This window comes from Variovorax sp. FW301-JW7 (assembly GCF_058788795.1).
In genome coordinates this window covers 406,046-431,695 of record NZ_JBYTBC010000004.1, presented here as the reverse complement: position 1 = coordinate 431,695, position 25,650 = coordinate 406,046, and the positions used below count along the sequence as shown (strand labels likewise).

21 protein-coding genes and 1 pseudogene are annotated in these 25,650 nt (G+C 68.5%); 12 read left to right on the top strand and 10 right to left on the bottom strand.

Annotated features, from left to right (window positions below; all coding sequences use genetic code 11):
- Positions 1-42: 42 nt before the first annotated feature.
- Positions 43-1,077: a putative 2-aminoethylphosphonate ABC transporter substrate-binding protein gene (locus AC3WQM_RS13855; RefSeq protein ID WP_492679433.1), complete on the bottom strand. Its 1,035-nt coding sequence runs from the start codon at positions 1,075-1,077 to the stop codon at positions 43-45.
- 206 nt (positions 1,078-1,283) lie between these two features.
- Here AC3WQM_RS13855 and AC3WQM_RS13850 point away from each other — a divergent pair, with 206 nt between their 5' ends.
- Positions 1,284-1,844, top strand: coding sequence for a phosphonate degradation HD-domain oxygenase (locus AC3WQM_RS13850; protein ID WP_492679431.1), 561 nt, complete (start codon positions 1,284-1,286; stop codon positions 1,842-1,844).
- A 144-nt stretch (positions 1,845-1,988) separates the two neighbouring features.
- On the top strand, positions 1,989-3,782 hold the full coding sequence (locus tag AC3WQM_RS13845; RefSeq protein WP_489059137.1) for an ABC transporter ATP-binding protein/permease: 1,794 nt from the start codon (positions 1,989-1,991) through the stop codon (positions 3,780-3,782).
- Here AC3WQM_RS13845 and queC read toward each other — a convergent pair.
- Both queC and AC3WQM_RS13835 read right to left on the bottom strand, forming a co-directional pair.
- Positions 3,764-4,468 (bottom strand): 7-cyano-7-deazaguanine synthase QueC, encoded by a 705-nt coding sequence (queC, locus tag AC3WQM_RS13840; protein ID WP_489059139.1) that lies wholly within the window; start codon positions 4,466-4,468, stop codon positions 3,764-3,766. The two genes, AC3WQM_RS13845 and queC, sit on opposite strands and share 19 nt — an antisense overlap.
- A 49-nt stretch (positions 4,469-4,517) precedes the next feature.
- Positions 4,518-5,231: a hypothetical protein gene (locus tag AC3WQM_RS13835; protein WP_492679429.1), complete on the bottom strand. Its 714-nt coding sequence runs from the start codon at positions 5,229-5,231 to the stop codon at positions 4,518-4,520.
- A gap of 49 nt (positions 5,232-5,280) precedes the next feature.
- On the opposite strand from AC3WQM_RS13835, the gene AC3WQM_RS13830 reads away from it, so the two are divergent.
- The 4 genes from AC3WQM_RS13830 to AC3WQM_RS13815 all read left to right on the top strand — a co-directional run bounded on the left by AC3WQM_RS13830 (position 5,281) and on the right by AC3WQM_RS13815 (position 9,578).
- Positions 5,281-5,718, top strand: coding sequence for a DUF2177 family protein (locus AC3WQM_RS13830; RefSeq protein ID WP_492679427.1), 438 nt, complete (start codon positions 5,281-5,283; stop codon positions 5,716-5,718).
- Between the two features lie 118 nt (positions 5,719-5,836).
- The gene (locus AC3WQM_RS13825; RefSeq protein ID WP_492679425.1) at positions 5,837-7,306 is read left to right on the top strand and encodes an alkaline phosphatase; all 1,470 of its coding nucleotides are present in this window, start codon (positions 5,837-5,839) and stop codon (positions 7,304-7,306) included.
- Positions 7,307-7,338: 32 nt separating this feature from the next.
- Positions 7,339-8,871, top strand: coding sequence for an alkaline phosphatase (locus tag AC3WQM_RS13820; RefSeq protein WP_492679423.1), 1,533 nt, complete (start codon positions 7,339-7,341; stop codon positions 8,869-8,871).
- A complete protein-coding gene (locus AC3WQM_RS13815; protein WP_492679421.1) occupies positions 8,868-9,578 on the top strand; it encodes a hypothetical protein in 711 nt (236 codons plus the stop codon). The genes AC3WQM_RS13820 and AC3WQM_RS13815 overlap by 4 nt, the downstream gene beginning before the upstream one ends.
- A gap of 59 nt (positions 9,579-9,637) precedes the next feature.
- Here the strand turns inward: AC3WQM_RS13815 and AC3WQM_RS13810 are convergent, their stop codons facing one another.
- Together AC3WQM_RS13810 and AC3WQM_RS13805 are read right to left on the bottom strand one after the other, a co-directional pair.
- Positions 9,638-10,114 (bottom strand): cyanophycin metabolism-associated DUF1854 family protein, encoded by a 477-nt coding sequence (locus tag AC3WQM_RS13810; protein ID WP_492679419.1) that lies wholly within the window; start codon positions 10,112-10,114, stop codon positions 9,638-9,640.
- Positions 10,114-12,402: a cyanophycin metabolism-associated ABC transporter gene (locus tag AC3WQM_RS13805; RefSeq protein WP_492679417.1), complete on the bottom strand. Its 2,289-nt coding sequence runs from the start codon at positions 12,400-12,402 to the stop codon at positions 10,114-10,116. Before AC3WQM_RS13805 ends, AC3WQM_RS13810 begins: the two co-directional genes overlap by 1 nt.
- Before the next feature lie 139 nt (positions 12,403-12,541).
- Between AC3WQM_RS13805 and AC3WQM_RS13800 the strand changes: the two genes are divergently transcribed.
- The 5 genes from AC3WQM_RS13800 (at position 12,542) to AC3WQM_RS13780 (ending at position 19,012) form a co-directional block, all read left to right on the top strand.
- On the top strand, positions 12,542-14,785 hold the full coding sequence (locus tag AC3WQM_RS13800) for a cyanophycin synthetase (protein ID WP_492679415.1): 2,244 nt from the start codon (positions 12,542-12,544) through the stop codon (positions 14,783-14,785).
- Positions 14,786-14,872: 87 nt separating this feature from the next.
- Entirely contained in the window at positions 14,873-17,440 is a 2,568-nt protein-coding gene (gene cphA, locus AC3WQM_RS13795) for a cyanophycin synthetase (protein ID WP_492679413.1), read from the top strand.
- A gap of 207 nt (positions 17,441-17,647) precedes the next feature.
- Positions 17,648-18,055, top strand: a complete 408-nt coding sequence (locus AC3WQM_RS13790) for a hypothetical protein (RefSeq protein ID WP_492679411.1) — start codon at positions 17,648-17,650, stop codon at positions 18,053-18,055.
- Positions 18,056-18,138: 83 nt separating this feature from the next.
- Positions 18,139-18,603, top strand: coding sequence for a hypothetical protein (locus tag AC3WQM_RS13785; protein ID WP_492679409.1), 465 nt, complete (start codon positions 18,139-18,141; stop codon positions 18,601-18,603).
- 154 nt (positions 18,604-18,757) lie between these two features.
- Positions 18,758-19,012, top strand: a complete 255-nt coding sequence (locus tag AC3WQM_RS13780) for a hypothetical protein (RefSeq protein WP_492679407.1) — start codon at positions 18,758-18,760, stop codon at positions 19,010-19,012.
- A 21-nt stretch (positions 19,013-19,033) separates the two neighbouring features.
- On the opposite strand, the gene AC3WQM_RS13775 is transcribed toward AC3WQM_RS13780, so the two are convergent.
- Complete coding sequence (locus tag AC3WQM_RS13775) at positions 19,034-19,813, bottom strand: SDR family NAD(P)-dependent oxidoreductase (RefSeq protein ID WP_492679405.1); 780 nt, start codon at positions 19,811-19,813, stop codon at positions 19,034-19,036.
- A 119-nt stretch (positions 19,814-19,932) separates the two neighbouring features.
- Here AC3WQM_RS13775 and AC3WQM_RS13770 point away from each other — a divergent pair.
- Positions 19,933-20,799 (top strand): annotated as a pseudogene (locus AC3WQM_RS13770) (LysR family transcriptional regulator); the annotation flags it as partial.
- Positions 20,800-20,848: 49 nt separating this feature from the next.
- On the opposite strand, the gene AC3WQM_RS13765 reads toward AC3WQM_RS13770, so the two are convergent.
- The 4 genes from AC3WQM_RS13765 to AC3WQM_RS13750 are packed head-to-tail and all read right to left on the bottom strand — an operon-like array spanning position 20,849 to position 25,588.
- Positions 20,849-21,766 carry a dihydrodipicolinate synthase family protein gene (locus tag AC3WQM_RS13765; RefSeq protein WP_492679403.1) on the bottom strand — a complete coding sequence of 306 codons (918 nt, stop codon included), beginning with the start codon at positions 21,764-21,766 and terminating at the stop codon, positions 20,849-20,851.
- A 9-nt stretch (positions 21,767-21,775) separates the two neighbouring features.
- Entirely contained in the window at positions 21,776-23,512 is a 1,737-nt protein-coding gene (locus AC3WQM_RS13760; protein ID WP_492679401.1) for an IlvD/Edd family dehydratase, read from the bottom strand.
- 10 nt (positions 23,513-23,522) lie between these two features.
- Complete coding sequence (yjfF, locus tag AC3WQM_RS13755; protein WP_492679399.1) at positions 23,523-24,557, bottom strand: galactofuranose ABC transporter, permease protein YjfF; 1,035 nt, start codon at positions 24,555-24,557, stop codon at positions 23,523-23,525.
- The gene (locus AC3WQM_RS13750; RefSeq protein ID WP_492679397.1) at positions 24,554-25,588 is read right to left on the bottom strand and encodes an ABC transporter permease; all 1,035 of its coding nucleotides are present in this window, start codon (positions 25,586-25,588) and stop codon (positions 24,554-24,556) included. Before AC3WQM_RS13750 ends, yjfF begins: the two co-directional genes overlap by 4 nt.
- Positions 25,589-25,650: the final 62 nt, after the last annotated feature.

Here is a 25,650-nt window from a genome sequence, read left to right as displayed (position 1 = left end):
GGCGTAGCGACACGAAGTGCGCGAAGACTGGGGGAGAGCCCATTACATGGGTTTCTTTTCAGCCTTGGCGTCGTAGCGCTTCGACCATTCCGTCAGGATGCGGTCGCGGTTCGCGGCAGCCCAGTTGAAGTCGTTCTTGGCCAGCAGCTTCTCGACGTCGCCCGGCACGAACTCCAGCTTTTCCTGGATGCCCGGCAGCGCGAGCACGGCGAAGTTCTTCGCGTACAGCTCGTTGGCCTGCTTCGTCACGGCCCAGTCGGCCAGGGCCTTGGCGGCGTCCTGCTTCTTGCTGGTCTTCATGATGCCGGTGGCTTCCATGTCCCAGCCCAGGCCTTCCTTGGGCAGCACGATGTCGATGGGGGCGCCGTCGCGCTTGGTCTTGTTGGCGCGGTATTCGAAGGACATGCCCAGCGCGAACTCGCCGGCACCGGCCTGGCGGCAGGGCTTGCTGCCCGACAGGCTGTACACGCCGATGTTCTGGTGCAGCGCGTCCATGTACTTCCAGGCCTTGTCCTCGCCCATCATCTGGATCCAGCCCGACACCATGAGGTAGCCGGTGCCCGAGGCCGCCGGGTTGGGCATGGTGATCTGGCCCTTGTAGACCGGGTTGGTCAGGTCGGCCCAGCTGGTGGGCTTGGGCAGGTTCTTCTTCGTGGCTTCGGCGGTGTTGAAGCAGATGGCCGACGACCACACGTCCATGCCGACCCACTTGGGCGGGTTGGCCGTGTCGCGCATGGTGGGCTTGATGGCGTCCAGGCCCTTGGGGGCGTAGGGCTGGAGCATGCCTTCCTTGTCCAGCAGCATCAGCGAGGTGGCGGCCAGGCCCCACACCACGTCGGCCTGCGGGTTGGCCTTTTCGGCCAGCAGCTTGGCGGTGACGATGCCGGTGGAGTCGCGCACGAACTTCAGTTCGATGTTGGGGTTCTCCTTTTCGAAGGCAGCCTTGTAGGCCTGCACCTGGTCGGCTTCGAGCGCGGTGTAGACCAGCAGCTCGGTGCGGCCCTGGGCCGAGGCGGCGAAAGCCAGCGAGAACAAGGCGGCGGGCACGGCGGCCCACATCAGACGACGATGCAGCATGGGAGATTCCCTCGAGGTAAGAACAGGCGGTGTACGCAAAAAGAAAACACGGCCGGGGCCGTGAACGCAGCGATGCTCGCAGCGGTATGTGACAAAGGTTTGTCACATGGCCGTACCCGCGCCGCGGCGTTTGCACTTTCGTCACACGGCTGTCATCGCGCGGCGCGAGCCTGTACAGGCTGTCGCACCCGTTCTTTTGCAATCCCATGACACTCGACCTCGCCGAGATCGCCCGCCTGTTCGCCGAACGCGGCGGGCTGGCGTACGCGGGTGAGCCGGTGTCGCAGCTCGAACACGCGTTGCAATGCGCCTGGCTGGCCGAACAGGCCGGCGCCGGCGACACGCTCGTGACGGCTGCATTGCTGCACGACCTGGGGCACCTGCTGATCGCCGAGCACCAGACGCTGTCGCACTCGCCCACCGAACTGGGCATCGACGACCGCCACCAGTACATCGCGCTGCCGCTGCTGCGCGGCGCCTTCGACGTGGCGGTGCGCGAGCCGATCCGCCTGCACGTGGACGCCAAGCGCTACCTGTGCGCGACGCGGCCGGGCTACGTGTCGAAGCTCTCGCCCGATTCGGTGCGCAGCCTGGCGCTGCAGGGCGGCGTGATGGACGACGACGCGGCGCAGCGCTTTGCCGGCCTGCCGTGGTCGGGCGACGCGGTGCGGCTGCGGCTGTGGGACGAAGCAGCGAAGGTCGAAGGGCTCAAGACGCCAGCGCTGGCGCACTTCCTGGCGACCGCTGCGCGGATCATGCTGCGCTGAGCGGGCGGACCTGCGCCCCGGGCAGTTCTGGCATTTCAGGTGCATCGGGCACCTCTGGCGGAATTTCAGTTCCGTTTAAGAAACATTTGTCTACGATGGGTTCCTCACGATGACCGGCGCACCCGCGCCTGCGAGGAAACCCGAATGTCTTTATCCGTCACGGCGCGCGCCAGCTCGTTCATCCAGGTCCTGCGCCGCGTCTTCACGCTCGCGGCGCCCTACTTCCGGTCCGAGGAGAAATGGCGGGCACGTGCCATGCTGCTGGGGATCATTGCCCTGAACCTTTTCTACGTCTATGTGGCGGTGCTCGGCAACCAGTGGTACGGGCGCTTCTACGACGCACTGCAGAACAAGGACGTGGTCGCCTTCTGGCGCGAGGTGCGGGTGTTCGGCTGGATCGCCTTCTTCAACATCGCGGTGCAGGTGCTCAAGTTCTATGTGACGCAGTTGCTGCAACTGCGCTGGCGCACCTGGATGACGCGCAGCTACCTGTCGCGCTGGATGGCGGACCGCACCTTCTATCACCTGGAACTGGCGCGCTACGCCGGCAAGGACGGCACCGCGCCGGACAACCCCGACCAGCGTATCCAGGAAGACATGCAGATGTTCACCAGCGCCACGATGTCGCTCTCGATGGGCCTGCTGAACGCCGTGGTCACGCTGCTGAGCTTCATCGGCCTGCTCTGGACGCTGTCGGGCAATTTCTCGTTCACGGCCGGCGGCACCACCTACCAGATCGTCGGCGCGATGGTCTGGCTGGCGCTGGGGTATTCGATCGTGGGCACCGTGGTCACGCATTTCATCGGCCGCCCGCTGATCGGACTGAACTTCCGGCAACAGCGCTTCGAGGCCGACTTCCGCCATCACCTGGTGCGCGTGCGCGAGTACAGCGAAGCCATTGCGCTCGACCATGGCGAGAAGGTCGAGAGCGGCCAGCTCAACCTGCGCTTCGGCGACGTGCTGCGCAACTACCTGCTGCTGATCAAGCAGCAGAAGAACCTGGTGACCTTCACCTCGTTCTTCGGCCAGGCGGCGGTGATCTTTCCGTTCATCGTCGGGGCGCAGCAGTATTTCGGCGGCTCGATCCAGCTCGGCCACCTGATGCAGATCGTCTCGGCCTTCGGCAAGGTGCAGGAGTCGCTGAGCTGGTTCGTCGACAACTACGACAGCGTGGCCGTGTGGCGCGCCACCACCGACCGCCTGACCAGCTTCGACGACGCCATGAAGGCCCACGCGACGCGCGACAACGAACTGCAGCGCGCTCCGGCCGCAGTCCTGCACACCGACGACCTCGGGGTGGCCCTGCCCAACGGCACGGCGCTGCTTGCCGGTGCCGCCCTGTCCGTGGCGCCCGGCGACAGCGTGCTGTTGCAGGGGCCTTCGGGCAGCGGCAAGTCGACGCTGTTCCGCTCCTTCGCGGGCATCTGGCCGTTCTCGCGCGGGCATGTGCAAGTGCCCGGCGACGCGATGTTCATGCCGCAGCGCCCCTACGTGCCCGACGGCAAGCTGCGCGATGCGCTGACGTATCCGAATCCGGCCTCGAACTACAGCGACGACCAGTTGCGCCAGGCGCTCGCCGATGCCCTGCTGCCGGACCTTGCCAGCCGCCTCGACGACAGCGACGCGTGGAGCCAGAAGCTCTCGGGCGGCGAACAACAGCGACTGGCCATAGCCCGCGTGCTGCTGAGAAAGCCGGCATGGCTGTTCGCCGACGAGATCACGAGCGCGCTCGATGCCGAGGCCGAAAGCGTGCTGTACAAGCGCCTCGCCGCCACGGTGCAGGCCGCGGGCGGGGCGATGGTGTCGATTGCGCACCGCGCGGCCGTGGGCGATTTCCACAACCAGCGGTGGACGCTGGTGCCGCGAACCGGTGGCACAGCGGGAGACGGTGGTGCGCGCTACCGCTTGAACACGGCCGCTCAGCCCGCTGCGGCGTAGCGCTCCCAGCCCTTCTTGCGCAGGTCGCAGGCCGGGCATTCGCCACAGCCGTAGCCCCAGGCCTGGCGGTGTTCGCGGTCGCCGAGGTAGCAGGTGTGGGTTTCTTCCACGATCAGGTCGACCAGCGGCTGGCCGCCCAGGCGGTGGGCCAGCGCCCAGGTCTCGGCCTTGTCGATCCACATGAGCGGCGTCTCGATGACGAGGCGGCGCTCCAGGCCGAGCGACAGCGCGAGCTGCATGGCCTTCATGGTGTCGTCGCGGCAGTCGGGGTAGCCCGAGAAGTCGGTTTCGCAGACGCCGGTGACGATCACCTGCAGCCCGCGCCGGTAGGCCAGCGCGCCCGCGAGCGTGAGGAACAGCAGGTTGCGCCCCGGCACGAAGGTGTTGGGCAGGCCGTCGGCCTGCATGGCGAAGGCGACTTCCTCGGTGAGCGACGAGCCGCCGAGCTGGGCCAGCGCGGCCAGCGTGAGCACGTGGTCTTCGCCCAGGCGCGGCGCCCATTCGGGAAAGCGCTCGCGGATCTTGGCGAGCACGGTGCCGCGCACGTCGAGTTCGACGCGGTGGCGCTGGCCGTAGTCGAAGCCCAGGGTTTCGACCCGCTGGTACTTGGACAGGGCCTCGGCCAGGCAGGTGGCCGAGTCCTGGCCGCCGGAAAACAGAACGAGGGCGGTAGTGTGCAGGGGCATGGAGCCTCCGGGAAATAGGAAAAAAAGAAAAAGCGGCCGGCGCGCCCGGTCAATCTTCGAGCAGGATGCCGCTGCCGCCGGAGGGGCCGCGCACGCCGACGGCCTCGACCTCGGCGATCTGCTCCGCCGGGAAGAACTTGCACAGGCAATGCTCGATGTCGATGTACTCCCCGGCATGGACCACGGCCAGCATGTGCGCCAGGATCTGCTGGTAGACGGTCACGACGTGGTCGATCAGCACGGCGTCGAAGCTCCACAGGCGGCTCATGTACTGCCCCGGAATGCCGACGACCGCGGTGACGGTGCCCGGCGGGCGCCGCTGGGCGAACACCACCTTGCCCGCGAAACGTTCATCGGCATAGCGGCCGATGTCGGCACGCTCGGTGAGCTGGTAGCGACCGCTGACCTTGAAGACGCGCGACACGTCGGCCAGCAGGCCTTCGGAACGCAGGAAACCGAACATGACCTCCAGGCAGAGGGTCTCGGTCAGGTTCTTGACGATGCTGAGGTCGTAACCCGCGGCGATCCGCTGCACCTCGCCGTCGCCCGAGAAGTCGAGCACCCGGTCGACCGCCCGCGCCAGCACGACGCGCTGGAGGTCGTTGTAAGGCACGGCGCCCATCTCGACCAGGTAGATGCGGGCGCCCGGGTCCTGCAGGCGGATGCTGGCCAGGGTGTACAGCGTCTGCGCCAGGCGCTGGTCGCTGTCGAACACCCCGATCTTCGTGTTGAGGGCACTGGAGACGAGGTAGAGATTGACCATGGCGGGCTGATTTTATTCAGCGCGCCGACACCCGGATACGATGCCGCGCATGAACACCAGATCCCTTGCCGCATGGGCCGCCACCTTCGCGGTCCTTCTGGCCCTGGACACGCTCTGGCTGGGCTTCGTCGCCGACGGCCTCTACCAGCGAGAGATGGGCAACCTGATGGCGCCCGACCCGCGGCTGGGCGTGGCGACGGCGTTCTACCTGCTCTATCCGATCGGCCTGCTGGTCTTCGCCATCGTGCCAGGCCTGCAAGCGCAGGGCGTGCTGCGCGCCGCACTGCTCGGCAGCCTGTTCGGCCTCTTCTGCTACGGCACCTACGACCTGACGAACCTCGCGACGATCCGCGACTGGCCGCTGGCGCTGTCGTTCATCGACATGGCCTGGGGCACGCTCGTGAGCGGCGTGGCCGCCGGTGCGGGCGCGCTGGCCCTGCGCAGCAACGTGACACGCGCAAGACAGTCACGAGCAAACAAAGACTGAACTTTCGCGGCCGGCCCGCATCGTCACGGCCGAGTCACCGGAGGTCTCTAGATTGCACTCCCTGAGTCGGTGCGCAGCACGCGCGCCGAACGTCACGACCTTCGAGGGAGTCCGTTGCATGAATCACCGTTTGATCGCCCCGGCGCTGCTGGGCGCTTCACTGATGCTGTCCGCCTGCGGCGGCAGCAACAACAACAGCCCGTCGCTGCCGTTCCTTCCGCCACCCACCACGCCGCCGGCCGCGCAGGCACAGAAGAACATCCTCTTCTTCCTGGGCGACGGCATGGGCATCACCACGCTGACCGCTGCGCGCATCTACAAGGTCGGTGAGGACGGCGACCTGACGATCGACACGCTGCCCGAGACCGCCTTCGTCCACACCTACTCGAACGACGCGCAGGTGACCGACAGCGCGCCCTCGATGTCGGCCTACATGACCGGCGTGAAGATGAACAACGAGGTCATCTCGATGAGTGCCGAAACCCGCGCCACCGACGCTGCGGGCAAGGCCTACCACCTCAACTTCGACAGCACCTGCCCCTCGGGCAACGGCCAGGCCGTCGACACGCTGCTCGAGCAGAGCAAGGCCAAGGGCTACGCGACCGGCGTGGTCACGACCACGCGCATCACGCACGCCACGCCCGCCGCCACCTATTCGCACGTGTGCCACCGCGACGCCGAGAACACCATCGCTGCCGCGCTGGTGCCGGGCGGCGCCGGCTACAACGGCAAGCTGGGCGACGGCGTCGACGTGTTCTTCGGCGGCGGCACCGACTACTTCACGGCCAAGGAAGCCGGCGGCAAGCGCAACGACAAGCGCGACCTGATCGCCGAGCTGAAGACCGCCAAGTACAGCTTCGCCGCCAGCCGGGCCGAGTTCGACAAGCTGCCGGCCGACGGCGCCACCAAGATCGCCGGCCTCTTCACCAAGAGCCACATGGCCTACGACCTGGACCGCAACCCGACCAAGGAACCCAGCCTGGCCGAGATGACGGGCAAGGCCATCGACGCGCTGGCCGCGCGCAAGAAGGGCTTCTTCCTGATGGTGGAAGGCGGGCGCATCGACCACGCCCTGCACGCCACCAACGCGCGCCGTGCGCTGCAGGACACCGGCGCCTTCGACGACGCCATCAAGCTGGCGCTGCAGAAGATGCAGGCCATCGACCCGGGCCTGAAGAACACGCTGGTGGTGGTCACGGCCGACCACGACCACACGCTGCAGCTCAACGGCTATGCCGCACGCACCGGCAAGACCGAGTCGGGCAAGCCCGGCGTGCTCGGCCTGGTGAAGGACTACGTCGACACCAGCAAGACCAGCAAGGACGTGAACGGCATGCCCTACACCATCATCGGTTTCGGCAATGGCCCGCACCGCACGGCACGCGACATCGCCATCAGCGAGGCGGACCTGGAGCTGCCCGACTACCGCCAGGAAGCCGTGGTGCCGATGGACCCCGCGAGCGATTCCGAAACCCACGGCGGCGCCGACGTGTTCCTCGGCGCGCAGGGCCTGGGCGCCGACAACTTCTCGGGCGTGATCACCAACACCGACGTGTTCGGCCTGATCAGGAAGGCGGTCGGCCTGTGAAGGGCGGCAGCCACTCACGGACGAACACAACCATGCACACGACCATGAACCGCACCCTCCTCACCCCCCGCCTGGCCGCCGCGCTCGTCTGCGCCGCCGCCGGCATGCTCGCCACCGGCGCCCACGCCGCCGGCGAAGCCAAGAACGTGATCTTCTTCCTCGGCGACGGCATGGGCCCCGTCACCGTGACCGCCGCGCGCATCTACAAGGGCGAGAAGCAGCTGGCCGCCAAGCCCGGCTCGCTGGTGAGCCCCGAGCGCGCGAACCTCACGATGCAGTCGCTGCCGTATGCGGCGCGCGTGAAGACCTTCTCGCTCGACGGCCAGACCACCGACAGCGCGCCCTCGATGGCCGCCTACATGACCGGCGTGAAGATGCGCAACGAGGTGATCTCGATGTCCAGCGACACGGTCGCCGTCGACAGCACCGGCAAGCAGTACATCAACGGCGAGAACACCACCTGCCCGCCGACCAACGGCCAGGCCGCCGACACGCTGCTCGAGCTCGCCAAGGCCAAGGGCCGTGCGGTCGGCGCGGTGTCGACCACGCGCGTCGGCCATGCCACGCCGGCCACCACCTACGCGCACATCTGCAACCGCAACGGCTACAACACCATCGCCGAGCAGAGCGTGCCGGGCCACGCCAACTACAACCCCAAGCTGCTCGACGGCGTGGACGTGCTGCTGGGCGGCGGCCAGCGCAACTACCTGCCGACCACGGTGCTGGCAGGCAGCAAGCGCACCGACGGCGTGAACCTGGTGACGGCGATGCAGGCCAAGGGCTACACCTACGTCGACACCGGCACCAAGCTGCGCGCCGTCGACGCGGGCGCCACGGGCAAGCTGCTGGGCCTGTTCACGCCGAGCGAAATGGCCTACGAACTCGACCGCGTGAAGCAGAACCTCGACCAGCCCAGCCTGTCGGAAATGACCGAGAAGGCCCTGGGCGTGCTCAGCAAGAACGACAAGGGCTTCTTCCTCATGGTGGAAGGCGGTCGCATCGACCACGCGCTGCACGGCACCAACGCCAAGCGCGCGCTGGAAGACACGCTGGCCTTCGACACGGCCATCCAGACCGCGCTGGACTACATGAACAAGAAGGACCCGGGCCTGAAGAACACGCTGGTGGTGGTCACGGTCGACCACGACCACGCGATCGCCTTCAACGGCTACCCGAAGATCGGCAACCCGATCCTGGGCAAGGTCAACGGCTACGCCGACGGCAAGCCCTCGAAGGCGGCGGACGGCAAGCCCTACACCACGCTGGTGTTCGGCAACGGCGGACGGCCCAACGCGACGGCCGCCAGCCAGATCAACCCGGAAGACAACAACAAGCCGTGGATCGCGCCGGCGCGCGGCGCCTCGCGCGACGACCAGACCGCGATGGACACCACGGACGACAACTTCCTGCAGGAAGTCGGCATCAACCTGGGCACGCCGGGTTCGGAAACGCACGGCGGCGGCGACGTGATGCTGTTCGCGGGCGGCGCGGGCGCGAAGCTCTTCAAGGGCACCGTGGAGAACATCAAGGTGTTCAACAAGGTCAAGGAAGCGGCGGGCCTGTGAACGCTGCCGTGACGCTCAAGACGCTGCTGGCGGCGGCGGCCCTCGCGGCCCTTCCGCTGGCAGCCGGCGCGGCAGGCGATGCCGCCGCGCCCGACCAGACCCTGCGCATCACGCACCACGTGATGTCGATCGGCAAGGACGGCGTGCAGCGCGAAAGCCGCTACGCCGACCGCATGGTGCGCCGCGCCGGCACGGTGTGGATCGAGCGCGAGCTGCCGCCCGCGCTGCGCGCCGGCCATGACCACGAGGCCAGCGAAGGCAAGGTGCACATCGGCCACGCGCACGCCGACAACACGGCCGCGCCGCTGTGGCTGCGCCGCGATGCGGCCGGCACGGTGCAGGTGAACATGGTGCTGCGCCAACAGCGCAAGGTGATCGAGGTGGACGCGGCCAACTACGGCAACGTCGGCTACAGCGGCTCGTGGGCCAACGCCTACTGGCTGATCGACCCGGCCAGCCTGCCGCGCATGAAGGCGCTCGGCACGGCGCGCGGTGGCGTGCAGCGCTACGAGCTGCCGCAAGGCGAACGCACGCTGCGCGTCGACTGGGACGTGGCGGGCCGCTATGCGCGCAAGATCGAGCAGCGCGACGCGCACGGCACCTCGCTCAACGTGATGACCGCCTCGGCCATCGCCGCGCCGAAGGTGCTGCCGTGGCAGCAGGTCGAAAGCTACGCGCGCGGCGACTACTCGGACCTGCTGGATTAGGGCTTGTGCACGCTATTTCCGGCGTCGCCGGAAACAGCGTGAACAGGCCCTGGTACTTCTTAGAGGAAGCGCTCGAGCAGCTTGCGCGAGGCGCGGTCGAGCACCTTCGCATCGGGGATGCGGAACTGCACGCCGTGCGCGCTCGCGATGAGCAGCGCACCGCCCTCGAGGCGGCGGATGTCTTCCTCGGCCTTGAGCACGAAGCTGGTGTCGCCGCGGTCGGTGCTCACGGTCCAGGTGCTGGGCACGCCGAAGCTCGACACGCGGTGCAGCTTCAGCAGCGTCGGCGCAAAGTCGCGCACCGCGAGTTCCTCGGTCAGCAGCACCTGCGTGGGTGCGGGCAACTGGTCGACGCGGTCGACCCACACGAGTTCGCGGCCTTCGCTGCCGACGAGCGACACGCCCTCGTTGGGCGCACTCAGCGGAAAGGCGCGCACGGGCGTCACGCCCACGTGGCGCTCGCCCTGTGCGTCGGTCAGCACGAGGCGGCCGAAGGTGTCGCGGGCCAATTCGAAGTTGTTGTTGTTGCTGCTCATCACACGTCCCCTGCCGGATGGGCCGCGTGGCTCACGGCCAGCGGTGCCTGGGCGTTGGCGCGCTCGTCGGCGGCGCCTTCGCTCACGTCGTCATCGTCGCCCTGGCGCAGCTGCGCCTGGTACAGGCGCCAGTAGGCGCCCTGCTTGGCCATGAGCGCGTCGTGCGGCCCGACCTCGACCACCTCGCCGCGGTCCATGACCACGAGGCGGTCGGCCTTGCGCAGCGTGGACAAACGGTGGGCGATGGCGATGGTGGTGCGGCCCTGCACGAGGTTGTCGAGCGCCTTCTGGATTTCCTTCTCGGTCTCGGTGTCGACGGCCGAAGTGGCCTCGTCGAGGATCAGGATGCGCGGGTCGATGAGCAGTGCGCGCGCGATGCTGATGCGCTGGCGCTCGCCGCCCGACAGGCCCTGGCCGCGCTCGCCGACCAACGAGTCGTAGCCGTGCGGCAGGCGCAGGATGAAGTCGTGCGCGTGGGCCGCGCGGGCTGCGGCCACCACCTCTTCGCGCGTGGCGTCGGGCTTGCCGTAGGCGATGTTCTGCGCGATGGTGCCGAAGAACAGGAACGGCTCCTGCAGCACCAGCCCGACGTGGCGGCGGTAGTCGGCCACGGCGAAGCGGCGGATGTCGGTGCCGTCGACCTTGATGGCGCCGTCGGTCACGTCGTAGAAGCGGCAGATCAGGTTGACCAGCGTGCTCTTGCCCGAGCCGCTGTGGCCCACGAGGCCGATCATCTCGCCGGGCTCGATGGTCAGGTCGAGGTCGTGAATCACGGCGCGCGAGCCGTAGCGAAAGCCCAGCCCGCTCATCTCGATGCGGCCCTGCACGCGCTCCACCTTCACGGGGTTGGCCGGCTCGGGCACGTTGCTCACGTGGTCCAGGATGTCGAAGATGCGCTTGGCGCCGGCCGCGGCCTTCTGCGTGACCGAGACGATGCGGCTCATCGAGTCGAGCCGTGTGTAGAAGCGGCCGATGTAGGCGATGAACGCGGTGAGCACACCCACCGTGATGTGGCCGCGCGCCACCTGCCAGATGCCGAAGGCCCAGACCACGAGCAGGCCGATTTCGGTCAGCAGCGACACGGTCGGCGTGAACAGCGACCACGTGCGGTTGAGCTTGTCGTTGACCTGCAGGTTGTAGGCGTTGGCGACGCGGAAGCGCTCGGCTTCGCGACGCTCCTGCGCGAAGGCCTTGACCACGCGGATGCCGGGGATGGTGTCGGCCAGCACGTTGGTCACTTCGGACCAGACGCGGTCGATTTTCTCGAAGCCGGTGCGCAGGCGGTCGCGCACGACGTGGATCATCCAGGCGATGAAGGGCAGCGGCACCAGCGTGACCACGGCCAGCAGCGGGTTGATCGAGAACAGGATGACCGCCGTCATGACGATCATCAGCACGTCGTTCGCGAAATCGAGCGCATGCAGCGACAGAAAGACGTTGATGCGGTCGGTTTCCGAGCCGATGCGCGCCATGAGGTCGCCGGTGCGCTTGCCGCCGAAATAGTCCAGCGGCAGGGTCAGCAGGTGCTCGTAGGTGGTGGTGCGCAGGTCGGCGCCGATGCGCTCGGACACCAGCGCCAGCAGGTAGGTGCGCGCCCAGCCGAGCCCCCAGCCGACCAGCGCCGCGATCAGCAGGCCGCCCAGGTACAGGCCGACCCGGCCGGAATCGATCTTCTGCCCGTTCTGGAACGGAATCAGGATGTCGTCCATCAGCGGGATGGTCAGGTACGGCGGCACCAGCGTGGCGGCGGTGGAAATGAGGGTCAGAACAAACCCGAGGATCAGCTGCTTGCGGTACGGCCCGGCGAAGCGGCCCAGGCGCAGCAGCACCCAGGTCGAAGGCGGGGTCTGGAGCTCGGTGTCGGTGCCTTCGGCCTCGAGACCTTCGGGCACCTCTTCTGTCGCCTTTGTGACAGCCGGTGCGGCGCGCTGGCCGAACAACTTGAGCAGCTTCAGCGCCGCCGGCTGGCCGGCCAGGGTGTAGCGCCAGCGGGCGAGCTGTCCGGCGGGGCCGATGAGGTCGAGGGTTCCGACACCTGCGTGGTCGGAAAGACGCATTTCCAAGGCCTGCTCAGTGAGTGGCCACTCACGCCACTCACCACCGGGTTCCAGGGCAATGAGGCGCTGGTCGGTCAGGGCGACGAGGCCCGTGGCGAAGCGAAGTTGGTCGTCGAGGTCAACCGCAAGTGTTACCGAAACGTTTTCAGTGCCTGCGAGTCGGCTTTTCAGCACGCCTGAGACCGCCTCCGTTTCGCCCGCCTGGGCGCCGACTGGATCGTGATGTTGCATTGTGTTTATTTGACTCTTGCCCGTCGCGGGCCGCAGGGACCGCGTCATGGCGCCCTTGGTCGGGCGCCGATTCTGACCGATCGCCATGGGAGCGCTTGAAGGCGCCGTGGTGCTCGGCCAAAGCACATCGAACGTTTGCATGACCCGTTTCGACGACATCCAATTGCTGCGCATCAACTATTTGCGCGGTCCCAACCTCTGGACCTACCGTCCGGTGCTCGAAGTCTGGCTCGACCTGGGCAAGCTCGAGGACTTCCCCTCCAACAAGATCGACGGTTTCACCGACCGGCTGACCACCCTGCTGCCGGCGCTCATCGAGCACCACTGCGGCGTGGGCGAGCGCGGAGGCTTCATCCAGCGCCTCACCGAAGGCACCTGGTCGGGCCACGTGCTGGAGCACGTCGTGATCGAGCTGCTGAACCTGGCCGGCATGCCGACCGGCTTCGGCCAGACCCGCAGCACCTCGGAGCACGGCGTGTACCGCATGGTGTTCCGGGCCCGTGACGAGCAGGTCGCCCGGGTGGCGCTGGCCGAAGGCCACCGCCTGCTGATGGCGGCCATCAACAACGACCCGTTCACCGCCGCCGACGTGCAGACCGCCGTCGAGGCCGTCAAGGCCAAGGTCGAAGACTGCTACCTCGGCCCGAGCACCGCGGCCATCGTGTCCGCCGCCACCGACCGCGGCATTCCGCACATGCGCCTGAACAGCGGCAACCTGGTGCAGCTGGGCTACGGCGCCAATCAGCAGCGCATCTGGACCGCCGAGACCGACTACACCAGCGCCATCGGCGAATCGATCGCCAGCGACAAGGAACTGACCAAGTCGCTGCTCGCCAGCTGCGGCGTGCCCGTGCCGCATGGCCAGGTGGTCGAGTCGCCCGAAGAAGCCTGGGAAGCCGCCGAGGACATCGGCCTGCCCGTGGTCGTGAAGCCCTCGGACGCCAACCACGGCCGCGGCGTGTCGCTCGAGCTGACCACGCGCGAGGAAGTCATGGCCGCCTTCGCGGTCGCCGAGCCCGAGGGCAGCGACGTGATGGTCGAGCGCTTCATCCGCGGCCACGAACACCGCCTGCTGGTGGTGGGCGGCGAGGTGGTGGCGGCCGCGCGCGGCGAGATCATCACCGTGACCGGCGACGGCACGAACACCGTGGCCGGGCTGATCGACAAGCAGCTCAACAGCGACCCGCGCCGCGGCGCCGAAGAAGAATTCCCGCTCGACGTGATCGTGCTGGCCACCGACGCCAAGCTGCAGCTGGAGCTCAAGCGCCAGGAGCTGGACGGCACCTCGGTGCCCGCCGCCGGCCGCGTGGTGACGATCCAGCGCAACGGCAACATGGCCTACGACTGCACCGACCTCGTGCACCCCGAGGTGGCGCACGCCGCCGTGCTCGCCGCCCGCGTGGTCGGCCTGGACATCGCGGGCATCGACATGGTCGCGCAAGACATCTCCAAGCCGCTGGGCCCGCAGGGCGGCGCGATCGTCGAAGTGAACGCCGGCCCCGGCCTGCTGATGCACCTGAAGCCGGCCATCGGCTCGCCGCGCCCCGTGGGCCGCGCCATCTGCGACCACCTGTTCCCGAACGACGCGCCCGGCCGCATCCCCGTGGTGGGCGTGGCCGGCTCGCGCGACACCGCCGTGCTCGCGCGGCTGGTGGCCTGGCTCATCAACCTCGGCGGGCGCCACACCGGCCTGGCCTGCCGCGACGGCCTGTTCCTGGAGCGCCGCCGCGTCGACGCACGCGACAGCGCCAACTGGGACGCCGGCCACCGCCTGCTCGTGAACCGCGCCGTCGAGGCCGTGGTGATCGAGAACGGCGCCGAAACCATCCTGCGCGACGGCCTGGCCTACGACCGCTGCGAAGTCGGCATCGTGACCGACCTCGAAGGCTCCGAAGCCCTGGCCGACTACGACATCACCGAGAGCGACCAGATGGTCAAGGTGCTGCGCACCCAGGTCGACGTGGTGCTGGGCGAAGGCACGGCCGTGCTGAACGCCGACGAGCCGCGCATCGCCGCGCTGGCGCCGCTGTGCGACGGCTCGGTCATCCTCTATGCGGCCGACCCGCAGGCCGCCGCGCTGTCCGCGCACCAGGCCGCCGGCGGCAAGGCCGTGCTGGTGCGCCAGGACCGCGTGGTGCTGGCCAACGGCACGAGCGAATCGTTCCTGCCCGGCCTGGGCCGCCTGACCATCTGGCGCGCGACCCACGTCGGCGTGAGCCTCGAAAGCCTGCTGGCCGCGGTGGCCGCCGGCTGGGCCATGGGCATTCCGCTCAACCTGATCGGCGCCGGCGTCGAAGCCTTCGAAGCCGACCTGCAGGCGGCTCTGGCCTCGCTGCAGCTGTCGCAGGCCTCGCCCCTTTCGCCCCAACAACAATTGGCATGACACGATGCGCCGCCCCGCCACCCGCGGGGCCGGCGCCCAGGTCACACCGCAAGATCACCGCAACCGCGCGCCCCGTGCCGTAGCCCCATGAAAGTCACCCGCATCCGCGCCCTGCGCGGCCCCAATCTCTGGAGCCGCCACACCACCATCGAGGCCGTCGTGGCCTGCGAAGGCGACGAGAACGCCGTCGGCAAGCTCGACGGGTTCGAAGCCCGCCTGCGCGCCCGCTTCCCGACCATCGGCGAGCTGCACCCGATGGTGCTCGGCCAGCCGCTGGCGCTGGCCCACGTGCTCGAGAACGCCGCCGTGGCGCTGCAGGCCCAGGCCGGCTGCGCCGTCAACTTCGGCAACACCGCGCCGACGACGGACGAAGGCGTCTACCAGGTCACCGTGCAGTACACCGAGGAAGACGTGGGCCGCCGCGCCCTCGCGCTGGCCGAAGCGCTGATCCGGGCCGCGCTGGCCGACACCCCCTTCGACGCCGACGCCGCCATCACCGAGCTGCGCGACCTCGACGAATCGGAGCGCCTGGGCCCGAGCACCGGCTCCATCGTCGACGCCGCCGTGGCGCGCGGCATTCCGTACCGCCGCCTCACCAGCGGCAGCCTGGTGCAGTTCGGCTGGGGCTCCAAGCAGCGCCGCATCCAGGCCGCCGAGATCGACAGCACCAGCGGCGTGGCCGAATCGATCGCGCAGGACAAGGAACTCACCAAGCAGCTGCTCAACGCCGCCGGCGTGCCGGTGCCGCTGGGCCGCCCCGTGAGCAGCGCCGACGACGGCTGGGCCGCCGCCGAAGAAATCGGCCTGCCGGTCGTGGTGAAGCCGCAGGACGGCAACCAGGGCAAGGGCGTGACGGTGAACATCACCACGCGCGAGCAGCTGAACTCGGCCTACGACTCGGCCGCCGTGTACGGCGAGGTGATGGTCGAGAAATTTTTGCCCGGCTTCGACTTCCGCCTGTTGGTGGTGGGCGACCGCCTCGTGGCCGCCGCGCGCCGCGACCCGCCGCAGGTGATCGGCGACGGCAGTTCCACCGTGCGCCAGCTGGTCGACACCGTGAACCTCGACCCGCGCCGCGGCGAGGGCCACGCCACCTCGCTCACCAAGATCCGCCTGGACGACATCGCCATCGGCCGGCTCGAGTCGCAGGGCCTCACGCCCGAGAGCGTGCCCGAGCTGGGCCAGCGCGTCGTGCTGCGCAACAACGCCAACCTCTCGACCGGCGGCACCGCCACCGACGTCACCGACACCGTGCACCCCGAAGTGGCCGCGCGCGCCGTCGATGCGGCGCAGATGGTCGGCCTGCACATCTGCGGCGTCGACATGGTCTGCGAGAACGTGCTGCGCCCGCTCGAAGAACAACACGGCGGCGTGGTCGAGGTGAACGCCGCGCCCGGCCTGCGCATGCACATCTCGCCCTCGTTCGGCCGCGGCCGCGCGGTCGGCGAAGCGGTGATGGACACGCTGTTCGCCCCCGGCGACGACGGCCGCATTCCCGTGGTGGCCGTCACCGGCACCAACGGCAAGACCACCACCGCGCGCCTGATCAACCACATCATTGCCTCCAGCGGCCTGCGCACCGGCATGACGAACACCGACGGCGTGTACGTCAACGGCCGCCAGACCGACAGCGGCGACTGCAGCGGCCCCAAGAGCGCGCGCAACGTGCTGATGCACCCCGACGTCGACGCGGCCGTGTTCGAAGTGGCCCGCGGCGGCGTGCTGCGCGAGGGCCTGGGCTTCGACCGCTGCGAGGTGGCCGTGGTCACCAACATCGGCAGCGGCGACCACCTGGGCCTGAACTACATCACCACGGTGGAAGACCTGGCGGTGCTCAAGCGCGTGATCGTGCGCAACGTGGCCCCCGACGGCTACGCGGTGCTCAACGCGGCCGACGTGAACGTCGCCGCCATGGCGGCCGGCTGCCCCGGCAACGTCATCTTCTTCACCGCCGACCGCATGCACCCGGTGATGGCCACGCACCGCGCGCAGGGCAAGCGCACCGTGTACGTCGACCAGGACACGCTGGTGGCCGCCGAAGGCTCGTGGCGCGAACGCATCGCGCTGCGCGACGTGCCCATCACGCGCGGCGGCACCATCGGCTTCCAGGTCGACAACGTGATGGCCTCGGTGGCCGCCGCGTGGGCCGTGGGCCTGGACTGGGACACCATCCGCAGCGGCCTGTCGAGCTTCATGAACGACGCGGCCGGCGTGCCCGGGCGCTTCAATGTCATGGACTACCGCGGCGCCACCGTGATCGCCGACTACGGCCACAACACCGACGCCATGAAGGCGCTGGTGTCGGCCGTGGACACCATGCCCGCCAACAAGCGCTCGGTGGTCATCAGCGGCGCGGGCGACCGGCGCGACTCCGACATCCGCGACCAGACCGCGATCCTCGGCCAGGCCTTCGACGACGTGATCCTGTACCAGGACGCGGCGCAGCGCGGCCGGGCCGACGGCGAAGTCATGGCGCTGCTGCGCCAGGGCCTGCAGGGTGCCTCGCGCACGCGCCAGATCGACGAGATCCGCGGCGAGTTCGTCGCCATCGACACCGCGCTGGCGCGGCTGCAGCCGGGCGACCTGTCGCTGATCCTCGTCGACCAGGTCGAAGAGGCGCTGGCCCACCTCGCGCAGCGCATCGCGCAGGGCTGATCCGCCCGCCCCGCAGCGCGGGAGGCCCGCCCTCCTGGCGCTGACGGACGTGTCCCACACGCAGGGGCGCGTCCGGCCCGCTCCACGGCGCGCGGCTTGTCCCACAGCCCGCCGCGGCCCCCCGGCCCACACTGGGGCACCGGTCGCGGCCTGCGTTCTTTTGTTTTCTGTTCTCTGTTCGCACGGCGCGCCGCTTCAGGAGCCCCGATGACGATCCACACCTTCCGTTCCACGCTCTCGACGGCCGCCCTCGTGGCCGTCGGCGGCTTCTTCATGGCCGGCGCGCCGCTGGCCTCGGCCCAGGCGCCGGGCAGCGACGCGCGGATGCAAAAAGAACGTGCCACGTGTGACGGCGTGCAACAGGACCGCGCGGCCTGCCTGCGCGAAGCCGGCGCCGCGCGCCAGGAAACCGGGCGCAACGGCCTGACCGCCCCCGGTGCCGCGCGTGAAGACGCCAACGCGATGGCGCGCTGCAGCGAACAGCCCGTGGCCGACCGCGCGGACTGCGAAGCGCGCATACGCGGCGGTGCGCGCACCACCACCGAAGGCAGCGTGATGGGCGGCGGCGTGATCCGCGAAACCGTCACCCCGCTGCCGCCGCAGCCTGTGCGCTGACCGCACCCGGCCATGAACTCGACCGCGCATGGCCGGTCCAACCCTTGCGGTCTTTCGTCCCGATACGCCACAAGGAGCACACCATGCCAAACAACGTGCGTTCGATGATCTTCGCCCTGCTCGCGATCAGCGGGCTGGCCACCTCCACCATCGCCGCGGCCGCCCGCGGGGACGGCGGCGGCGGCATCTACCAGCAGGAAGTGGCCGTCTGCGGCCACAACCAGCAGGACCGTGCCGCCTGCATCCGCGAAGCCGGCGCCGCGCGCCAGGCTGCGGCCCGCGGCGGCCTGACCTCCGCGCCCGACTACCGCGCCAACGCCGTGGCCCGCTGCAGCCTGCAGCCGCCGGCCGAGCGCGCCGACTGCGAGGCCCGCGTGCTGGGCAGCGCAGGCAACATCCGCAGCAATGTCGACGGCAGCGTGATGGGCGGCGGCGTGATCCGCGAGTCGGTCTCCACCGTCATGGTGCCCGTGCCGGCCGCGACGCTGCCGCCGCGGATGCCCGACCCCATGCCGATGCCGGTGCCGCGCAACGCGCCGATGCAATGACGTGCCGATGAGCGCCTCGCCCGCAAGCGCGTGTTGGTGATAACACCGACGCCGCGTTCACGGGCGATACCCTCATTTGTCATCAAATCGTCACAAAATACAGGCATGTGCTAGCTATAGTTCCCGGTCCCTGCCAACCGAGGAACACTTTCCCATGAATGCCATCAAGGTCGCTCGCCGATTCATCGAAACGGACCCGGCCAACGAATCGGCCAAGATCCTTGCCCAACTCGTGCTGGCGCTCGAAGCCGAACGCAGCTTCGAGTTGATCACGCTCTACAGCCTCGACTACAAGAGCTTCCAGCTTGCGATGGACATCCTGAAGGAGTGGCGCCTGGACCGCTACTACGCCAGCAAGTCCAAGCTGTTCGATCTGTCGCTGCAAGTCACCGAGCTCGAGAAGAGCTGACCCTCGCCGGGCACGCGGTGCTCAGGCGAACATCCCGCCCGACACCTCGATGCGCTGGGCATTCACCCAGCGGCTCCCCTCCCCCAGCAAGCCCGCGATCGCACCGCCGATGTCGTCGGGCTGGCCCGCACGTCCGAGCGCGGTGAAGCTCGCGACCATCGCGTTCACCTGTGCGTTGTCGCGCACCCTGCCCCCGCTGAAGTCGGTCTCGATCGCACCCGGTGCGATCGTGTTCGCCGCGATGCCGCGCTTGCCGAGTTCCTTGGCGAGGTAGCGCGTCAGCACTTCCACCGCGCCCTTCATCGCGGCATAGGCCGACGCGCCTTCCATGGCGAAGCGCGTCAGCCCCGACGACACGTTGACGATGCGCCCGCCGTCGTTGATCAGCGGCAGCAGCTTCTGCGTGAGGAAGTACGTGCCCTTGAAGTGGATGTTGTAGAGCGTGTCGAACTGCGCTTCGGTCATGTCCTCGAAGTTCACATGCAGGCCCACGCCGGCGTTGTTCACCAGGAAGTCGAAGCGCTCGCGCTGCCACGTGGCGGCCAGCGCCGTCTTCACTGACGCTGCGAACGCGGCGAAGGCCGTGCTGTCGCCGACGTCGAGCTGCAGCGCAACGGCGCGACGCCCCTTCGCCTCGATCTGCGACACCACCGCCTGTGCGGTGGCTTCGTTCGACACGTAGGTCAGGATCACATCGACGCCGTCGGCGGCGAGCGCCAGCGCGGCGCTGCGGCCCAGGCCACGGCTGCCGCCGGTGATGAGTGCGATGCGCGATGCGTTGGGGCTGCTGGAAGCGGTCATTTCAAAGTCCTCGGTGGTTGATCGGTGAATCGATGGGAGGACTTTAAAAATTACCGGCAGAAAGATAAATTCCGCCAGACTACGCACACTGTTATTCAAAAACGAAACAATCCGCCGCCATGAGCACCGACGAACTGCGCATCTTCGCGAGGGTCGCCGAACTCGCGAGCTTCAGCCGCGCCGCCGACCAGCTCGGCCTGACCCGTGCCCGCGTCTCGGTGGCCGTGCAGCAACTGGAAGAGCGCCTGGGCACACGGCTGCTGCAGCGCACCACGCGCAGCGTGCGCCTCACGGAAGACGGCACGCGCTTTCTCGAGCGCTGCAAGGACCACCTGGCCGAAGGCGAGCAACTGGCCACCATGTTCCGCGCGAACACCGGCGGCCTCACGGGGCGTCTGCGCATCGATCTGCCGGCCACCGTGGCGCGCGACCTCGTCATTCCGCGCCTGCCCGAATTCCTCGCGCGGCATCCCGCGCTGGAGATCGGCATCAGCACCACCGACCGCCGCGTCGACCTCGTGAACGAGGGCTTCGACTGCGTGCTGCGCGTGGGGGTGCTGGGCGACTCCGAACTCGTCGCCCGACCGCTCGGGTTCATGCGCATGGCCAACGCCGCGAGTCCCGCCTACCTGCAGGCGCACGGCACGCCGCAGACGCTCGCCGACCTCGCGCAGCACCGCATCGTGCATTTCGCGCAGACCCTTTCGCCGAACGACGCAGGCTGGGAGTACTTCGACGCGGCCCAGGGCCGCTACCGGATGCAGCCGGTGCGCGCCACCGTCACGGTGAACGGCACCGACGCCTACAACGCCGCGGCGGTCGCGGGCCTCGGGCTGATCCAGGCGCCGATCGCCGGCCTGCTGCGCGGCTTTGCGGCCGGCTCGCTCGTGCAGGTGATGCCGGCGTTCAGCGCGCGCCCGATGCCGGTGTCGCTGGTGTACGTCAACCGGCGCCAGCTCGCGCCGCGCGTGCTCGCCGTGATGAACTGGCTGACGGAGATCCTCACACCGTACTTCGTGGAGGACAGCAAACTCGCTATCGTCCCCAGCGCAGCACCAGCGGATCGAGCCGCTTCGCCGTCTCGATCAGGCCCGCGCGCGTTGCGGGGTGCATCGCCGGCAGCGGATGCCGCGGCGCCTCGCAAACGATCACGCCGCCCTCCTTCATGAGCGACTTGCAAGCCAGCAGGCCCGCCTGCCGGTTCTCATAGTTGATGAGCGGCAGCCACTGCTGGTACAGCGCGAAAGCCTTGTCGCGGTCGCCCGCACGGTGCGCTTCGATGATCGGACGGATGCCGTCCGGGTAGCCGCCGCCGGTCATCGAACCGGTCGCACCGGCATCGAGGTCGGACATCAGCGTGATGGCCTCTTCGCCGTCCCAGGGCCCTTCGATGGCGTCGCCGCCCAGGCGGATCAGCTCGCGCAGCTTCGACGCGGCACCGGCCGTCTCGATCTTGAAATACGCAACCTGCTCGATCTCCTGCGCCATGCGCGCGAGGAACGGTGCCGACAGCACTGTGCCGCTCGCGGGTGCGTCCTGGACCATGATCGGAATCGTCACCGCATCCGACAACCGCGCGTAGAACTCGTGGATCTGCGGCTCGGGCACGCGGAAGGTCGCGCCGTGGTACGGCGGCATCACCATCAGCATCGCCGCGCCCATCGCCTGCGCGCGGCGGCTGCGCTCGGCGCAGACCTGGGTGCTGTAGTGCGTGGTGGTCACGATCACCGGCACGCGGCCCTTCACGTGCTCGAGGATGGTGCGCGTGAGCACCTCGCGCTCCTCGTCGGACAGCACGAACTGCTCGGAGAAATTCGCCAGGATGCACAGGCCGTCGGAGCCCGCGTCGATCATGAAATCGACGCAGCGCTTCTGGCTCTCCAGATCGAGCGCGCCCTGTTCGGTGAAGGTGGTGGGCACCACCGGGAAGATGCCGCGGTATCGGGGGGTCATGACGTGTGATCAGTGGGAGTGACGGGGAACGGCCGAGCCTCTGCAGCCGACCAGGAAATCGAAATCGCAGCCTTCGTCGGCCTGCAGCACGTGGTTCACGTAGAGCTTCTGGTAGCCGCCGCCGCGCGTGCTCATCGGCTGCGCATCGGAGGCGGACAACGACGCGAGCCGCGACGCCAGTTCCTCGTCGCTGATGTCCAGGTGCAGCCGCCCCGCATCGCAATCGAGCTCGATCCAGTCGCCATCGCGCACCGCAGCCAAAGGCCCGCCGTCGGCCGCTTCAGGTGCGACGTGCAGCACCACCGTGCCGTAGGCCGTGCCGCTCATGCGCGCGTCGGAGATGCGCACCATGTCCTTCACGCCCTGGCGCAACAGCTTCGGCGGCAGGCCCATGTTGCCGACCTCGGCCATGCCGGGGTAGCCCTTGGGGCCGCAGTTCTTCAGCACCATCACGCAGCTCGCATCGATGTCGAGGTCTTCATCGACGATGCGTGCCTTGTAGTGCTCCAGGTTCTCGAACACCACGGCGCGGCCACGGTGCTTCAGCAGCTCGGGCGTGGCGGCCGAGGGCTTGAGCACCGCGCCGCGCGGCGACAGGTTGCCGCGCAGGATGCGGATGCCGCCGTCGGCGATCAGCGGGTTGTCGAGCGGGCGGATCACCTCGTCGTTCAGGCTCGGCGCCTCGCGCACGTTGTCCCAGAGCGACTGGCCGTTGACGGTGAGCGCGCCGGGGTGCGGCAACAGCCCGTGCTCGCCGAGGCGGCGCAGCACGGCGGGCAGGCCGCCCGCGTAATAGAACTCTTCCATGAGGAAGCGCCCCGAAGGCATGAGGTCCACGAGGGTCGGCGTGTGGCTGCCGATGCGCGTCCAGTCTTCCAGCTCGAGCTCGACGCCGATGCGCCCCGCGATCGCCTTCAGGTGGATCACCGCATTGGTCGATCCGCCGATGGCCGCATTCACGCGGATCGCGTTCTCGAAGGCTTCGCGCGTGAGGATCTTCGACAGCGTGAGCCCGTCCTTGGCCATCTGCACCGCGCGCGCACCCGACATCTGCGCCAGCACGTAGCGCCGCGCATCAACCGCCGGAATCGCCGCGTTGTGCGGCAGCGAGGTGCCCAGCGCCTCGGCCATGCAGGCCATGGTGGAGGCCGTGCCCATCGTGTTGCAGGTGCCCGCCGAACGCGACATGCCGCCCTCGGCCGAGAGGAACTGGTGCAGGTTGATCTCGCCCGCCTTCAGCGATTCATGCAGCTGCCACACGGCCGTGCCCGAGCCGATGTCCTTGCCGTCGAGCTTGCCGTTGAGCATCGGCCCGCCCGTGACCACGATGGCCGGGATGTCGCAGCTGGCCGCGCCCATCAGCAGCGCGGGCGTGGTCTTGTCGCAGCCCGTGAGCAGCACCACCGCATCGACCGGGTTGCCGCGGATCGCTTCTTCCACGTCCATGCTCGCGAGGTTGCGCGTGAGCATCGCGGTGGGCCGCAGGTTCGATTCGCCGTTCGAGAACACCGGGAACTCGACCGGAAAACCGCCCGCCTCCGAGATGCCGCGCTTGACGTGCTCGGCGATCTTGCGGAAGTGCGCGTTGCAGGGCGTGAGTTCCGACCAGGTGTTGCAGATGCCGACGATGGGGCGGCCGTCGAACTCATGGTCGGGGATGCCCTGGTTCTTCATCCAGCTGCGGTACATGAAGCCGTTCTTGTCGGCGGAGCCGAACCATTCGGTCGAGCGCAGTTTCTTTGTCATGGGGAAATGGTCAGCGGCGCGGGGCGCGCGAGGTGAAGAAGCGTTGGAGCAGGCAGAACACGAAGAGCAGCGCGCCGACCACGATGCGCGTCCACCACGAGCTCAGCGTGCCGTCGAAGGAAATCAGCGTCTGGATGATTCCGAGCATCAGCACGCCGAAGAGCGTGCCCGCCACGTAGCCCACGCCGCCCGTGAGCAGCGTGCCGCCGATCACCACCGCCGCGATGGCGTCGAGCTCCAGCCCGAGCGCATGCAGGCCGTAGCCCGAGAGCATGTAGAAGGTGAAGATCACGCCGGCCAGCGCCGAGCAGAAACCCGAGAGCGTGTACACGCCCACGAGCGTGCGGCGCACCGGCAGGCCCATGAGCATGGCCGAATGCTCGCTGCCGCCGATGGCATACACCGCGCGCCCGAACGGCGTGCAGTGCGCGATGAACACCGCGGCCAGCAGCACGGCGATGGCGATCACCGCGCTGACCGACACCGAGGCCTCGCCCCAGATGGGAATGCGGATCTGCGAGACCTCCGAATAGAACGCGTTGGTGATGCTGATCGAGTCGATGCTGATGAGGTAGCACAGACCCCGCGCGAGGAACATGCCCGCGAGCGTGACGATGAAGGGCTGCAGCCGGAAGCGTTCGATGAGCAGCCCCATGAACGCGCCGAACGCCGTACCCATCGCCAGCACCAGCGGAATCACCACCGCCGGGCTCCACCCGTGCTTCTCGACCAGCGAGGCCGACACCATCGTGGTGAGCGCAATCACCGATCCCACCGACAGGTCGATGCCGCCCGACAGGATCACGAAGGTCATGCCGACCGCGACGACGATGAGGAAGGCGTTGTCGATCAGCAGGTTGAGGAACACCTGCGCCGAGAAGAAGCCGTCGTAGAACACCGAGCCCAGCGTCGCCATCAGCACGAACAGCGAGATGGTCGCGGTGAGCGGCAGGTACTTCGGATTGAGCCCCTTCTTGCCCCCGCTCCCGCTTGCGGGAGCGGGTTGGGGTGAGGGTGCCGCGTTGGCGTCGATCACCGCGCTCATGCCCTGCCCCCGTCATGCGCCGGCCGCTGCACCAGCGTGCGGACCTCCGCCCGGAACTCCGGCGACTGCATCAGCATCACCACGAACACCACCACCGCCTTCACCACGAGATTGATTTCCGGCGGCACGCCCAGCGAGTAGATCGCGTAGGTCAGCGTCTGGATGATGAGCGCGCCGATCACGCTGCCCACGAGGCTGAAGCGACCGCCCGTGAGCGCCGTGCCGCCGAGCGTGACCGCGAGGATTGCATCCAACTCCAGCAGCTGGCCCGCGTTGTTGCCGTCCGCGCTCTTCACGTTCGAGCTGATCAGCAACCCCGCCACGCCCGCGCACACGCCGCAGAACGCATACGCCCCGACGACCAGCCGCCGCGCCTGGATGCCCGCCACGCGCGCGGCCGTCGGGTTGATGCCCACCGCCTGGATGAACAGGCCGAGCGCCGTGCGCGTGATCGCCAGGTACAGCAGCGCGAACACCGCCGCCACGATGAACAGCGAGAACGGCAGCCCCAGCAGGTAGCCGCTGCCGAGGAAGAAGAAGGGCTTGTAGTAGATCGTGATGATCTGCCCGTCTGCGACCAGCTGCGCGATGCCGCGCCCCGCCACCATGAGGATCAGCGTCGCGATGATCGGCTGCATGCCGACCTTGGCGACCAGCAACCCGTTCCACAGGCCGCACAGCAGCGCGACGGCCAGCGCCGCGAGGATCGCGAGCGGCATCGGGAAGCGGCTCACGTCGCTGGACACCGAGCCGCCGATCATCCAGGCCGCGACCGCCGCCGCGATGGCCACCACCGCGCCCACCGAGATGTCGATGCCGCGCGTGGCGATCACCAGCGTCATGCCGAGCGACACCAGCACCAGCGGCGCCGCGCGGTTCACGATGTCGATCAGGCTGCCGTAGAGATGGCCGTCGCGCCACTCGAGGTGCAGGAAGCTCGCGTTGAACGCGGTGTTGATGGCGAGCAGGAGCAGCAGCGTGATGACCGGCCATGCAAGCCGATGCTGCATGAGGGATGAAAGGCGCGTCATGTCTTCCGCCTTGCTCCTTCCCCTTCCGGGGGAAGGTTGGGATGGGGGCACGCGGCCTCTGA

Excerpts from the sequence above, each read along its gene's own strand:
- AC3WQM_RS13810 (WP_492679419.1), bottom strand. The coding sequence starts at position 10,114 with ATGAGCAGCAACAACAACAACTTCGAATTGGCCCGCGACACCTTCGGC.
- queC (WP_489059139.1), bottom strand. The coding sequence starts at position 4,468 with ATGCCCCTGCACACTACCGCCCTCGTTCTGTTTTCCGGCGGCCAGGAC.
- AC3WQM_RS13830 (WP_492679427.1), top strand. The coding sequence starts at position 5,281 with ATGAACACCAGATCCCTTGCCGCATGGGCCGCCACCTTCGCGGTCCTT.
- AC3WQM_RS13765 (WP_492679403.1), bottom strand. The coding sequence starts at position 21,766 with ATGACCCCCCGATACCGCGGCATCTTCCCGGTGGTGCCCACCACCTTC.
- AC3WQM_RS13785 (WP_492679409.1), top strand. The coding sequence starts at position 18,139 with ATGCCAAACAACGTGCGTTCGATGATCTTCGCCCTGCTCGCGATCAGC.
- AC3WQM_RS13850 (WP_492679431.1), top strand. The coding sequence starts at position 1,284 with ATGACACTCGACCTCGCCGAGATCGCCCGCCTGTTCGCCGAACGCGGC.
- AC3WQM_RS13790 (WP_492679411.1), top strand. The coding sequence starts at position 17,648 with ATGACGATCCACACCTTCCGTTCCACGCTCTCGACGGCCGCCCTCGTG.
- AC3WQM_RS13855 (WP_492679433.1), bottom strand. The coding sequence starts at position 1,077 with ATGCTGCATCGTCGTCTGATGTGGGCCGCCGTGCCCGCCGCCTTGTTC.
- AC3WQM_RS13760 (WP_492679401.1), bottom strand. The coding sequence starts at position 23,512 with ATGACAAAGAAACTGCGCTCGACCGAATGGTTCGGCTCCGCCGACAAG.
- AC3WQM_RS13845 (WP_489059137.1), top strand. The coding sequence starts at position 1,989 with ATGTCTTTATCCGTCACGGCGCGCGCCAGCTCGTTCATCCAGGTCCTG.
- AC3WQM_RS13825 (WP_492679425.1), top strand. The coding sequence starts at position 5,837 with ATGAATCACCGTTTGATCGCCCCGGCGCTGCTGGGCGCTTCACTGATG.
- AC3WQM_RS13800 (WP_492679415.1), top strand. The coding sequence starts at position 12,542 with ATGACCCGTTTCGACGACATCCAATTGCTGCGCATCAACTATTTGCGC.
- AC3WQM_RS13835 (WP_492679429.1), bottom strand. The coding sequence starts at position 5,231 with ATGGTCAATCTCTACCTCGTCTCCAGTGCCCTCAACACGAAGATCGGG.
- AC3WQM_RS13805 (WP_492679417.1), bottom strand. The coding sequence starts at position 12,402 with ATGCAACATCACGATCCAGTCGGCGCCCAGGCGGGCGAAACGGAGGCG.
- AC3WQM_RS13820 (WP_492679423.1), top strand. The coding sequence starts at position 7,339 with ATGCACACGACCATGAACCGCACCCTCCTCACCCCCCGCCTGGCCGCC.
- yjfF (WP_492679399.1), bottom strand. The coding sequence starts at position 24,557 with ATGAGCGCGGTGATCGACGCCAACGCGGCACCCTCACCCCAACCCGCT.
- cphA (WP_492679413.1), top strand. The coding sequence starts at position 14,873 with ATGAAAGTCACCCGCATCCGCGCCCTGCGCGGCCCCAATCTCTGGAGC.
- AC3WQM_RS13775 (WP_492679405.1), bottom strand. The coding sequence starts at position 19,813 with ATGACCGCTTCCAGCAGCCCCAACGCATCGCGCATCGCACTCATCACC.
- AC3WQM_RS13750 (WP_492679397.1), bottom strand. The coding sequence starts at position 25,588 with ATGACGCGCCTTTCATCCCTCATGCAGCATCGGCTTGCATGGCCGGTC.
- AC3WQM_RS13780 (WP_492679407.1), top strand. The coding sequence starts at position 18,758 with ATGAATGCCATCAAGGTCGCTCGCCGATTCATCGAAACGGACCCGGCC.